Genomic DNA, 13503 nt, shown 5'->3' on the forward strand with positions numbered 1-13503 from the left:
CCGACTGCGCACCGTGCTGGGGGCGGCGTCTTCGGCACGATCGCACGCAACTCCTGCATTGCCTCGCCAAGGGCGTGAAGCGCTCGCCCGGTACCGATCGCTGCAGCGGCGGGCGCTCACCGCACCGGCGCGGCCTTGCAATAGCGGTCGATGAACTGCTGGTGGGTCGGCATGACGTCCACGCAGTGGCTGATGGTCTGCGCCACGCTGGCCAGGAAGCCTTCGGCGTCGGTGTCCGGTACCTGGTCCACCAGCGGGTGGTAACCGGTCGGCAGAATGCCCTGGCCCACCATTACCTGCACCCAGCTGATCTCGGCGAACATCTCTTCGGCATTGCGATAGAACCGCCCGCTGTCGCGGAACAGGTCCAGCGTGGCCTGCAGCTCGGGGGTGATCGGCATGGTCCGGCAATGCCGCCAGAACGCGCTGTCGTCGCGCTCGGTGGCGTGGTAATGCAGCAGCAGGAAATCGCGGATGCGGTCGAACTCGAACGCCAGCCGGTCGTTGTAGCGCTGCACCAGCACCGGGCTGATGCCCTGCCGCGGAAACAGCTCCAGCAACTTGGAAATGCCGGACTGGATCAGATGGATGCTGGTCGATTCCAGTGGTTCCAGAAAACCGCTGGCCAGGCCCAGCGCGACCACATTGCGGTTCCAGCACTGCTTGCGCCGGCCGGTGGTAAAGCGCAACGGGCGCGGGTCGCCCAAGGGCGCGCCATCCAGGTTGGCGAGCAAGCTGGCGGCGGCTTCGTCGTCGCTGATGTGCGCGCTGGAATACACGTAGCCGTTGCCGGTGCGGTGCTGCAGCGGGATACGCCATTGCCAGCCGGCTGCGCGCGCGGTGCAGCGCGTGTACGGCGTGGGCGGGCCGATCTTTTCGCAGGGCACGGCCAGCGCGCGGTCGCACGGCAGCCAGTGGGTGAAGTCGTGGTAGCCGGTGTGCAACGCGTCTTCGATCAACAGGCCGCGAAAGCCCGAGCAATCGATAAACAGATCGCCGGCGATGACCTGGCCGGACGCCAGCTGCAACGACACCACGTGGCCCGACTCGGGGTGCAGTTGCACCTGCTCCACCATGCCTTCGATGCGGCGCACACCGCGCGCTTCGGCAAACCCGCGCAAGAAGCGCGCGTACAGCGAGGCATCGAAGTGATACGCGTAGGCGATGTTGGCCAGCGGCGAAGTGGCCGGCACATCGCCGGCCGAGGTCATGAACTTGCCGCGCGCCGCGGCCACGGTATTGAGCGTGTACGCGCCCAACGGCTGCGCTTTGCCGCGTAGCTGTTGCCTGATCCAGTATTGATGGAATGGCAGCAGCCCGAGCGGATGGCCGATCTGTGTGCCGAAACCATGGATATACGCGCTGCCCGGGCGTTGCCAGTCGACGAATTCGATCCCCAGTTTGAAGCTGCCCTGGGTCTGGCGCACGAACTCGGCCTCATCGATGCCGAGCAGGTTATTGAAGGCCTTGATGTGCGGCACGGTGGCTTCGCCGACACCCACGGTGCCGAGCTGCTCGGACTCGATCAGCTGCACGTTGAAGGTGGGGCCAAGCACGCGCGCGAAGGCGGCGGCCGCCATCCAGCCGGCGGTGCCGCCACCGACGATGACGATGTTGCGAAGTGGAGCGGGGATCATGCCTGCACGTTCCTGATCGAGAGAGGACGGACAAACGAACGGGGCCAGCTGGCCCCGTTGCGAAGACCACACGCGCAGCCGCACGCGTGTGGCGATGACGCTCAATCAGAACTTGGCGCCGACTTCCAACACCACGCTGCGCGGCACGTAGTTGATCTCGCCGCTGGTGTTGAGGCTGATATCCGGATCGAACTGCCCGTTGCTGCCGAAGCTGTTATAGGAATACGCGCTGTAGTTCTTGAAGTTGAAGGCATTGAGCAGGTTGACGCGCGCCGACATCTTGAAGTCGCCAACAACGGTGAACTCCTTGGTGGCCTGGAAGTCCACCGTGCGGTAGCCCCAGATATCGCCACCGACCAGGAACTTGCCGCTACCCGGCGGCGTGACGCCCACCTGCTGGCAGGTCGCACCATCGGGATCGGTGAAGCCGAAGCAGGCGATCGTGTTGATCGGCTCGGGCGTTGCCAGTACCAGCTTGGCACCCAGCGTCACGCCCCACGGGCCATCGATCGAGCCGGAGGCCACAAAGCGATGCGCGGACACCGCGTCGGATTTGACGAACGGATAGTCGCGAATGGTGGCCTTGTCGAAGCCGTAAGGCTCGTCGATGTTGCGGTTCTGGCGCGCGCTGGTGTGCGTGTAGGACAGGGTCAGGCCCCAACCGGATTCCTTGGTGTACGGCTTGTCGGCCGACAGCAGCACCTGGCTGTTGCGCTGCTCCAGGCCGTTGGTGCCCAGGATGGTGTTCTGATAGCCCGGCACCGGCTCGCCCCACGGCACATTGCCATTCTGGAAGTACGAACCATCCGGGTAGCGGTTGATCAAACCCATCGCAAACCCGTCGTAGCTCAGCACGCGCTGGAAGGTCACATCGGTCAACCAATCGCCCACCTGATTGGTGATGCCGATGCTGTACTGATCGCTGTACGGCGTCTTGAGCTTGTTGTTGAACATAAACAGCTCGGCGCTGCCACTGACACCGGGAATGGTGTTGAGCTGATCGATACCGTTGAGATAGCGCGGGTCGAATGCAACGCAGGAGCGATCTGCGCGATAGCACTGGCCTGACGCCGGATTTTCGAAATACACCGCGACCGGCGACAACGCCGCCTTGCTGGTTTCCAGTGCCAACTGTTCGAACAGATTGCGGTCGTACGAGCGCGCCGCACCGCCGTGCAGGATGGCGCTTTCATCGCCGAAGAAGTCGTACGAGAAGCCGAAGCGTGGCGCCCAGGCATCCTTGAAGTTCTTGCGGTTATTGCCGGTGCTGATGTAGTCGGCCACGTTGATGCCGCTGGGCAACAGGCGGTTGGCCCACGGTTGGCCCGGGTTTTCGGCATCGTTGGCGTAGAGCGCGGTGACAAAGTCCGGCGAGGTGACGAAGTTGGTGTAGGCCGGGGTGTCTTCGTAATCCCAGCGCACGCCGATGTTGATCATCAGCTTGTCGGTGGCGGCCCAATCGTCCTGCAGGTAGATACCGTACTGCTTGGACGGCGACACCACCGTGGCGCGCTGGCCCGGCGTGGTGTACGGCGCCACGAAGTCCACGCGGTACGGCGTGGACTCCACGCTGCCACCGTTGACGCGATAGCTGAACTGCGGGTTCACCGCCGCGGCGTCCTGCGAGGTCAGCTCGATGTCCTTGTAGTTCACACCCATCTTGATGGTGTGTTCGCCGTGCCACTGGAAGCTGGTGAAGGTCAGATCGTTCTGGATGAACCAGCCTTTTTGACTCTTGCGCTGCGCATTGAGGCCACCCGCCGAGCCGGTGGTCAAAAAGGTGCGCTCATCGATATCGGTGGAGCCGGCACGTGGCTGGAAATACGTATAGACGATGCCGTTGCCCAGCGTGCGCGGGGTCGGATTGTTCTCCGAATTCTCGGTGCCGACAATGACTTCGTTGAACCAGTTGTCGGCGCTGTGCTGCCAACGCAGATTGGTGCGCTTGTCCTTGTTGATCTTGTCGGTGGCCTGCGCCAGCGTATTGGTGCCGCCGACATTGGCGGTCTGGGTTTCGTCGCGGTAGATCGTGCTCAGCTCGATGCGATCGCGGTCGGTGGGTTCGAAATCGATCTTGCCGAAGAACAGGTCTTCTTCGAACGGCATGTTGGCCGGGCCATACTGGCTGGCCAGGTTGGACGGCAGCTGATTGACGAAGGTGGCCGCCTCTGCGCTGGGCTGCACGCTCTTGGGCGCAACGTTTTCCTTGCCCTCGTAGGCAACGAAGAAATGCATGCGGTCCTGGATGATCGGCCCGCCCAACGCAAACCCGTATTCCTTGGTCTGCGAGTCGATCTTGCCGTTGTCTTCCTCGTCGGGCCGCTTATCGCGCAGATCCTGATCTGTGTAGCGATAGAACACTTCGCCGTGCAGCTCGTTGGTGCCGGACTTGGTGGCCGCGGTGATCGCCGCGCCACTGATCTGGCCGTATTCGGCTTTGTAGTTGGAGGTGATCACCTTGTACTCGCCAATAGCGAGCTGCGGGAACGGATTGCCTTGCGTGTCGCTCTGGCCGGCGACGCCGCCACTGCGCACGTAGCTCTTCTGGCCCACGCCATCGATGTACAGATTGCCGGCACTGGCGTTGGACGCACCGCCGCGCAGCTTGGTGTTGCCGTTGCCGTCCACCTGAAACACCATGCCGGGCACTGTGTCTGCAAACTCCAGGAAGTTGCGCGTGGCTTGCGGCAACTGCTGAATCTGGCGCAGCGACACCGTGTTCCCCACCTCGGACGTCTTGACGTCGCGAATCATCGGCGCGCTGACCGTCACCGTCTCCAGCGTGGTCGCATCGCCGGCCGGTGCAGCCGTCTCGGTGCCCAGGTCGACAGTGGCGCTGGAGGCCACCGACAAGGTCACCGTGCGGCTGACGCCGTTGGACTCGACCTTGTAGGTACCCGGCTGCAACCCGACGATGGTGTAGTTGCCGTTCGCATTGACCGGCGCACGACGCACCGAGCCGGTGGCGATATTGGTGACGACGACTTCGCTGCCGCTCTGCGCGGAAGCGACCTGGCCGCGCAACGTGGCGTTGCTGGACTGGGCCATGGCCGGGGTAGTGGCGAACAACGAGGCGGCCAGGGCGCAGCACAACAGGCTGCGTGCCGGCAGGGTGGAGACGGTGCGGTGCTTCTTCATGACTTTCCCCCTCCCAGGGGTAAAGCGCGAACCAGTGGAGTGACTGGCGCGTCGAGGTTGGTACTTTGATGTGAGTGAGACGGGACAACGGGCAACGCAACAAACAACAGCAACTGCAAACAAAAACGGAAAAGGCGCAAACGTTGCGGGGCGCAGCGCGCAGTCAGTGCGCTATACGGGATGCGTCGCGGCATGCGCCGCACCGAACCAGTAAGCGTTACCAGTCCAGAACGGCGCGATCTCCGTGCGCGGGAAAACAGAAGCGTGCGACACCTGCGATCTGCACCAGTCGGTGGTGCAGATCGCGGGGCCGGCTTACCAGATGATGCGGGCGCTCATGAACAAGGTACGGGGCGGGGTGGAGATCGCGCCGTACTGGTTGATGCTCACGCGCGGGCTATACACGCCGGCATTGCCCCAGTCGATGGCGTACTGGTCGTAGTTGCGGAAGTTCAGCGCATTTATCAGATCGCCACGCACCTGCACGGTGAGTGCATCGGTGACATGCATGTCCTTGGACAACGACAGATCCAACTGGCGCGTACCGAAGATGTCGCCGCCGGCCAGGAACTTGCCGCCCGGTGCATCCACCGACACGATGCGGATGTTGTCCGATGTCGGGCCGCCGTACTGGTCGAACGACACCGCCTCGTTGCGCGGCGCCACCGTGGCCAGGGTCAGCTTGGCCGAGGCGCTGATGCCCCAGAACAGATCGTAGATGCCGGTGAGCACCAGCCGGTGGCGCGGCACCGAGTTCAGATCCAGGAACGGGTAGTTGGCGATCGTCGCCGCATCGAAGCCGTACTGATCGTCGTTGCCGCGGTTACCGCGTGCGTGCGAGAACGTGTAGGCGGCGGTCAGGCCCCAGCCGCTTTCCTTGGTGTAGGCCTTGTCGGTGGACAGCAGCAGCTGCGCAGTCTTGGTTTCGACACCGTTGTTGCCGATGATCAGGTTGCCGAAGCCTTGCGGCGGCTGGCTCCACGGCTGCGCACCGGCCTGGAAGAAATCGCCATTGGGAAAGCGATTGCCCAAGGTCAAGATCAAACCGTCCTTGCTGTGGATGTACGACACCGTCGCCGAGTTGCTCCACTCGCCCACGCGCGTGCGCAGGCCGAGCGAATACTGGTCCGAATACGGCGTTTTCAGATCGTTGTTGAGCAGGTCGATCTCGCCGTTGCGCACACGTGCATTGACCAGGCCGCCCAGGCTGTCCGGGTTGCTGACAAAGGACGGATTGAAGTTGGTGCAGGTGCCGGCAGCCGGGGTGCAAGCGGAGGATTCGACAAAGCGGACGGTGTACTGCGACAGCGCCGACTTGACCTGCTCCAGGCCCATGATGTCGAACAGATTGCGGTCGTAGCTGCGCCCGGCGCCACCGAACAGCACCAGCGATTCGTCGCCACGGAAGTCGTAGGAAAAGCCCAGGCGCGGCGCGAAATTGTTGTTGTCTTGTTTGCGATTACGGCCGTTGCTGATGTAGTCGTTGATGTTCACGCCACCCTTGGCCAGTTGTTCGGCATAGGTGGCGCTGACCGCCGGGTTGGTGCCGGGGCCGTTCAATGCGGCGATCACTTCCGGCGGGGTCACGTTGTCCAGGTAGGACGGAATCTTTTCGCCATCCCAGCGCACACCGATGTTCAACTGCAACTTGTCGTTGACGTCCCAATCGTCCTGCAGGTACAGGCCCAGCTGTTTGCTGGTGGTGGTCACCGACGGCGCGGCGCCGGCAAACGGCAGATTGAAGCGCACCTGGTAGGGAATGGGCGCAGTGCCCGCGCCATCGGTCACCGCGTAGTAGAACGACGGGTTGGCCGCGGAATTTTCGCTCTGGGTCAACTCCACTTCCTTGTACTTCACGCCCATCTTGATGACGTGGCTGCCGTGCCACTCGATGTTGTTGAAGGTCAGGTCGTTCTGGAAGCTGGGGCCTTTTTGTCCCTTGCGCTGAATCGCCAGGCCGCTGGTGGCATCGTCGTTGAGCAGCACATCGTCTTCGGCGATGCCGCGTGTGTACACGGTCTGGCTGCCGATGGTGTAGGCGGTTGGGTTGAACAGCACGTCTTCATACGACACCCGTGCTTCGTTGACGTAGTTCTCGCCAAAATGCTGCCAGCGCAGGTCGTAGCGTTCTTCGGAATTGAGATTGGTCTTGGCGGCGATGGCGGTGTTCTGGTCGCCCACGCTGTCGCGGCTTTCTTCGTCGCGCACCTTGGCGGTGAGCTCCAGGCGGTCGTTGTCGCCGATGTCCCAATCGATCTTGCCGAAGTACAGGTCTTCGTTGAACGGACGGGTGACCGAGCCCAGGCGGCTTTGCACGCCGGCCGGCAAATCGTCGCGCAGTGCGCTGAAGGCGTCCGGCACCGCAACCGGGTTGGCCGAGACTTCAAAGCCCTTGCCTTCGTAGCTGAAGAAGAAGTGCGCCTTGTCCTGGACGATCGGCCCGCTCAGCGCAAAGCCGTATTCGTCCTGGTGAGTCTTGCGCTTGTTACCGTCGGCGTTGGGCGCGCCGGCGCGCTCGTCGGCCTGGCGGGCGCGGAAATCGGTGTTGGTGGTGCGCCCGAAAATTTCGCCGTGGAATTCGTTACCGCCGGACTTGGTGGACGCCACGATCGCCGCCGACCCGACCTGATCGAACTCGGCCTTGTAGTTGGAGGTGATGACCTTGTACTCGCCGATCGCCAACTGCGGGAACGGGTTGCCCGCGCTCTGCTGCTGGCCGGAGACGCCGCCGAACAGATAGCTCTTCTGGCCCACGCCATCGATATAGACGTTGACCGCCGAACTGGCCTGCGCACCGCCGCGGATGCGGCTGTTGCCGTTGGCATCGGTCTCGAACTGCATGCCCGGCACGGTGTCGGCAAATTCCAGGAAGTTGCGCGTCAGCTGCGGCACCGTGTTGATCTGCTTCAACGAGATGTTGGTGCCCACCTCGGAGGTCTTGACCTCCTGCAGCGTGGTGGCGGTGACCTGCACCGCGTCCAGCGTGGTGGCGTCGCCGACCGGCGCCGTGGCCGTCGCATCGCCGCCGCCCAGGTCCAGGCTGACCGAGGAGGCCACCGACAGGGTCACGGTCTTTTCGGTGCCCGGGCCGGCATCCACTTTGTAGGTGCCCGGCGGCAGGCCGACCAGCGCATAAGTCCCGTCCGTACCGGTGGTCACTCGTCGCACCGCGCCGCTGGCGACATTGGTCGCGGTCACGGTGGTGCCTGCCTGGGACGTGGTCACCTGTCCGCGCAATGTGGCATTGCTGGACTGGGCCATCGCCGGAGCGGCGGACAACAACGAAGCGGCGAGGGCGCAGCACAACAGGCTGCGTGCCGGCAGGGTGGACACGGTGCGGTAGGTCTTCATGACTTTCCCCCTCCCAGGGGTCAGGCGCGTACCGGCAAAGTGGTCGGCGTGGCGCGGGTGGTGCGTTGTTTCAAAGACAGCAGAACGGCAACAAACAAACGACAGGCGTTATAAAAAGCATAAGAAACTGCAAAGAATTCGTGAAGATGCGACGTGGCGCATGGTGTCAGCCGCCAGGCGAGGCGCGCGGCGCGCTGGACGCACGCACGATCAGCTCAGGCACCATTTCCGAAAACGCCGGCGGCGCGGCATCGGCTGGCGGCGCGGGTGCATCCACCAACTGCTGGCCCAGCAGCAAGCGCAGCGCACGCGCGCCCAGCCCGGCGATATCCACCCGCATGGTGGTCAGCGCAGGCAGCACGTAACGCGCCATCGGCACATCGTCGAAGCCGGCCAGCGCGATGTCCTGCGGCACTTTCAACCCGGCATGGCCGAGCGCAAACAGGCAGCCCAGCGCCATCATGTCGTTGGCGGCGAACACCGCATCCGGATGCACGTCCTGCGCCAGCGCCTGGCCGGCGCGGTAGCCGGATTCTTCATCGAAGTTGCCCGGCAGCACCCACGGCTGCGCATCCGCATCCAGCGCCAGCTCGTCGCGATAGCCGCGCAGGCGCTCGTGCGCGTCGAAGTTGTCGGCCGGGCCGGCGATGAAGGCAATGCGGCGGTGGCCGCTGTCGCGCAGATGGCGCGTCATCACCCGCGCGCCGCCGTAGTTGTCGACATTGAGCACCGGGCGCTGGCTGGCGCGGCCGGCGCAGTTGAGCAGCACCGCCGGCAGGCCGCCGGGCAATGCGTCTTCGTGCACGCCCGAATCGCCCAGCGATGGCGACATCACCACCACGCCATCCACGCGCCCGGGCAGGCGTTCGAGGGCGCGCCGCTGCGCTTGCGGGTCGCCATGCGAACTGGACACCAGCAAGTGATAGCCCTGGTCGCGCGCCACCTGGTCGATGCCACGGATCAATTCGGAAAAGAACTCGCCATGCAGATCCGGCAACACCACCCCGATGGTGTGGGTGCGACGGCTGCTCAGGCTACGCGCAGCGTGATGGGGGATGTAATTCAGCGCCCGCGCCACCTGCAGCACGCGCTCGCGGACCGACTCGGCCACGTGCTGATGCCCGTTCATGGTGCGCGACACCGTGGCCACCGACACCTGCGCCTCGCGCGCCACATCCTTGATGGTGACGCTGCCGCCTTCCGAACGGGGCCGACTCATGGCGCTTTCTCCAAAACAAGGCGGTGGCGACCGTACGCCAGCACAGGGCGCACGGTCTGCTGGCGCAGAACGTTCGTGTCGCACAGGCTCATGAATGTCATCGGCCCCATCCGATGGCGACCTCGAAGCGAGATGGCGCGCACGCTAGCAGGAACTGCAAGCGCTTACATGATGCGCCGCACCATTGGGTCAAACATAGCTGGGACAAGGGCTGCGACCTGGTGGGTGGACAAAGTTGTCCGAATAAGACAACAGCAGCCAATGTCGGACACCGGCTGACATCGTGCAGGAAACCACGAAAACCTAACATCTTTGGTCCATACCTTTGCGTACGGCAGCGTCGCGCCTTGCCGCCAATGCATTCAGACAGCAAGATGCGCCGATCGATCAGGGGAACATCGTGCGCATGTCGCCATTTACCGTCCGCGCCGGCCGGTGTCAGTCCATTGCGTGGGTGCTGCTGGCTGCGCTGTGCATTGGCGGCTGCCAGCGCAACGACACTGCCGCCCCTTTGCCCGGTGCCAAGGCCGAGCCGGCCGCCGCGATGCAGTCGATGACCCTGCCGTTGCGCCGCAACGATCTGGTCGCCTATGCGCGGATCCGGGTGACGCCTGCGCAATACACCCAGTTGGAAGCGGCCTGGCGCAGCGGTGCCAGCCGCTGGCCGCTGACCGAGCTGCCGCTGCCCAACGAAGTCGGTGCGCTGCTGGGGTCGTTGTCGGCACCCGATGCCGAGCGCCGTCTGCAGCAGGCGTTCGACGCGCAGCTGGCCGGGCAGTCGCGCGGCATCGCCCAGGCCGCGCAGTCGCTGGGCCAGTTCGGCGTGCAGTACCTGCGCAGCCGTAGCGATTACCAGCCCGAGCAGCGCGCCCATTACGTGCAATTGGTCGACGCGCTGAGCGCCTGGGCGGCCACCGCGCCGCTGGCCGATCGCCCGCGCGCCAAGGCCAGCATCGCCGACCTGGTGGCTGCGGCCCGCGCCACTGGCATCACCTCCGACGCCGACCTGCAACGGCTGGGCATGGAAGAAAGCCTGCGCCGGCTGGGGCCGTTCTGGGCGGCATGCAAAAAGGTGCTGGAGCGCTACGACCTGTCGATCGACACCAGCCTGGATGCGCTGCGCACCGGCTTGATCAAGCAGGACGGCGATAGCGCCCAGGTGCGGCTGCGCTATCCGCTGGCGGCGCACGCCATCGACCTGACCGTGGCGCTGATCAAGCGCGATGGGCACTGGTACCAGCAGCAGACCCAGAACGAGATACAGGCGCTGCTCGACGCCATGCCGGCCAAGCCCTTACCCGATGCTGCGGCAGGCCCCGATACGGCGCTGCTACCGCCTGTACCGGCCCCAGACGCCGGGCAACGCCCGGCTGGGCGATAATGACCGCGATGCCAGAACAGAACCCCCTGCCGTTTCCGGACGGCCAGCCTGCCCCGACCACCCCGGTCGCTGCCGACCCCGGCGCGAGCGCGGCCGCCCTGCCGTTGCCCACCGCCGCCCCGGTGCCGCCGGAAGCATCGGCGTCGACAGCGCCGCTGCTGGCCACTGCACGTCAGGCCAAGCGCCCGTGGTGGGCGCGCCTGCTCGGGCGCCTGGCCGACCCGTGGCTGAGCCTGACCATCGAGCCGGAACCGCTCGCCCGCTACGACGACGGCACCCAGGTGGTTTACGTGCTGGAGGACTACGGTCTGTCCAGCGCCCTGATCCTGGACAAGGCCTGCCGCGAGGCCGGCCTGCCATCGCCCTTGGTGCCACTGCCGGGCGACCCGCTGCAGCGCAAGCGCGCCTACCTGGCGCTGTCGCGGCGTAGCAGCAGCAATTCGCTGATTCCCGAACAGCGCGGCGGCAAGACCCATTCCGACTCGCTGGCCAAGCTGCTGCAGGCGCATCGGGTGCGCGCCGATCTGGACGTGCATCTGGTGCCGGTATCGATCTTCGTCGGGCGTGCACCGGACAAGCAGAGCGGCTGGTTCGCGGTGTTGTTCTCGGAAAACTGGGCGCTGGTCGGCCGGTTCCGCCGCCTGCTGGCGGTGCTGCTCAACGGCCGCACCACCATCGTGCGCTTCGCCCCGCCGATCTCGCTGCGCCAGACCATGGCCGAAGGTCTGCCGCCCGAGCGCACCTTGCGCAAATTGCAGCGCGTGTTGCGTACGCATTTCCGCCGTATCCGCGAGGCGGTGATCGGGCCGGATCTGTCCACCCGCCGCCTGCTGGTGGACCAGGTGCTGGCCGCCGACTCGGTACGCGAAGCCATCGCCACCCAGGCCAAGCGCGACAACTCCAAGCCGGTCGATGCCTGGCGCAAGGCGCATGCCTACGCGTGGGAAATCGCCGCCGACTATTCCAGCCCGGTAGTGCGTTCGGCCAGCTTCCTGCTCACCCATGTGTGGAATCGCATCTACGCCGGCGTGCTGGTGCATCACCTGGACAAGCTCAAGCAGGCCGCGCCCGGACACGAAGTGGTGTACGTGCCCAGCCACCGCAGCCACATGGATTACCTGCTGCTGAGCTACCTGCTGTACGAACGCGGCATCGTGCCGCCGCACATCGTGGCCGGCATCAACCTCAATCTGCCGGTGGTGGGCACGCTGCTGCGCAAGGGCGGCGCCTTCTTCATCCGCCGCAGCATCCGTGGCAATGCACTGTATTCGGCGGTGCTGAGCGAATACGTCGCGCAGCTGGTGGCCGGCGGCTATTCGATCGAATACTTCGTCGAAGGTGGACGCTCGCGCACCGGGCGTCTGTTGCAGCCCAAGGGCGGCATGATCGCGATGACGCTGCGCGCTTATCTGCGTCAGCCGCGCAAGCCGGTGCTGTTTCAGCCGGTCTACATCGGCTACGAGAAGCTGATGGAAGGCAACAGCTATCTCGACGAGCTCACCGGCCGGCCCAAGGAAAAAGAATCCATCTGGGGCCTGCTGTGGTCGATCCCCAAGGTGCTCAAGCAGAACTACGGCCAGGTGGTGGTGAACTTCGGCGAGCCGATCGCGCTCAACGACGTGCTGGCCAAGCACGCCCCGGACTGGGACGGCCAACCGCTGCCGGAAGATGCAAAACCCAGCTGGCTGGCACCGGCGGTGGATACCTTGTCCACGCAGATCCAGACCCGCATCAACTGCGCGGCCGACGTCAACCCGATCAACCTGTTGGCGCTGGCGCTGCTGTCCACGCCCAAGCACGCGATGGGCGAGGCGGATCTGATCGCGCAAATCGAGTTGTGCAAGAAACTGCTGGCGGAGATGCCGTATTCGGACCGCGTCACGGTGACTCCGCATACCCCGGCACGCATCATCACTCACGCCGAAGAGATCAACGTGCTCACGCGCGTGTCGCACCCGCTGGGCGATGTGCTCAGCGTCAGCGGCGATACCGCGGTGCTGCTGAGCTACTTCCGCAACAACGTGCTGCATTTGTTCACCGCATCGTCGTGGGTGGCGTGCTGCTTCCAGAACAACCGCCGCATGAGCCGCGCTGGTCTGATCCGGCTGGGTCGCACGGTGTACCCGTTCCTGCAGGCCGAGCTGTTCCTGCCGTGGAGCGAAGACCGCTTTGCCGAACGCATCGAACAGACCATCGACATGTTCGTGCGCGAAGGCCTGCTACTCAATGTCACCGAAGACGACGGCGGCATCCTGACCCGCAACACCGGGCAGACCGATGAAGTGTTCCGTCTGCGCGCGATTGGCCACTCGCTGCAACAGGCATTCGAGCGCTATTACATCGCCATTTCGGTGCTGGTGAAGAACGGCCCCGGCGTGCTCGGCGCTGGCGAACTGGAAAGCCTGTGCCAACAGGCGGCGCAGCGTTTGAGCCTGTTGTATGCACCTGCCGCGCCGGAGTTCTTCGACAAGACCCTGTTCCGCAGCTTCATCCAGAAACTGCGCGAACTGCGCCTGGTCTGGCCGGACGAGAACAGCAAGTTGCTGTTCGATGAGCGGCTGGATGCATGGGCCAAGGATGCCAAGTTCATCCTCGGCCGCGAACTGCGCCACACCATCGAGCGGGTCAGCCCGGAAGCGGTGAAACCGGATGTGGTGTTGCCGCCGGAGTGAGGCGGCGGTCTTGGCGGTAAGAGCCGCGCGCGTGGCAAAGCGCGCGGCAATGCTTGGCGATGACGCACTGTTCCCGTTCGGTCGAGTTGGAAATGGTGCGACATC

Annotated in this window: 6 protein-coding genes; 2 read left to right on the forward strand and 4 right to left on the reverse strand. The window is 64.6% G+C overall.

All coding sequences use genetic code 11. The features are described from left to right. Positions 1 to 116 precede the first annotated feature (116 nt). The 4 genes from VC212_RS21595 to VC212_RS21610 form a co-directional block, all read right to left on the reverse strand. Positions 117 to 1715 carry a tryptophan halogenase family protein gene (locus VC212_RS21595; RefSeq protein WP_323526940.1) on the reverse strand — a complete coding sequence of 533 codons (1599 nt, stop codon included), beginning with the start codon at positions 1713 to 1715 and terminating at the stop codon, positions 117 to 119. Between the two features lie 27 nt (positions 1716 to 1742). Then, complete coding sequence (locus VC212_RS21600; RefSeq protein ID WP_323526912.1) at positions 1743 to 4775, reverse strand: TonB-dependent receptor; 3033 nt, start codon at positions 4773 to 4775, stop codon at positions 1743 to 1745. A 315-nt stretch (positions 4776 to 5090) separates the two neighbouring features. Further along, positions 5091 to 8126 carry a TonB-dependent receptor gene (locus tag VC212_RS21605; RefSeq protein WP_323526913.1) on the reverse strand — a complete coding sequence of 1012 codons (3036 nt, stop codon included), beginning with the start codon at positions 8124 to 8126 and terminating at the stop codon, positions 5091 to 5093. Between the two features lie 166 nt (positions 8127 to 8292). Continuing rightward, positions 8293 to 9345, reverse strand: coding sequence for a LacI family DNA-binding transcriptional regulator (locus VC212_RS21610; protein ID WP_115529324.1), 1053 nt, complete (start codon positions 9343 to 9345; stop codon positions 8293 to 8295). A 406-nt stretch (positions 9346 to 9751) separates the two neighbouring features. Here VC212_RS21610 and VC212_RS21615 point away from each other — a divergent pair, with 406 nt between their 5' ends. Both VC212_RS21615 and plsB read left to right on the forward strand, forming a co-directional pair. Beyond that, positions 9752 to 10726, forward strand: a complete 975-nt coding sequence (locus VC212_RS21615; RefSeq protein WP_323526914.1) for a hypothetical protein — start codon at positions 9752 to 9754, stop codon at positions 10724 to 10726. Further along, on the forward strand, positions 10726 to 13398 hold the full coding sequence (gene plsB, locus VC212_RS21620; RefSeq protein ID WP_115554999.1) for a glycerol-3-phosphate 1-O-acyltransferase PlsB: 2673 nt from the start codon (positions 10726 to 10728) through the stop codon (positions 13396 to 13398). The genes VC212_RS21615 and plsB overlap by 1 nt, the downstream gene beginning before the upstream one ends. Positions 13399 to 13503: the final 105 nt, after the last annotated feature.

The sequence above is a fragment of the Xanthomonas sp. WHRI 8932A genome, assembly GCF_035012785.1.
Taxonomy (GTDB): domain Bacteria; phylum Pseudomonadota; class Gammaproteobacteria; order Xanthomonadales; family Xanthomonadaceae; genus Xanthomonas.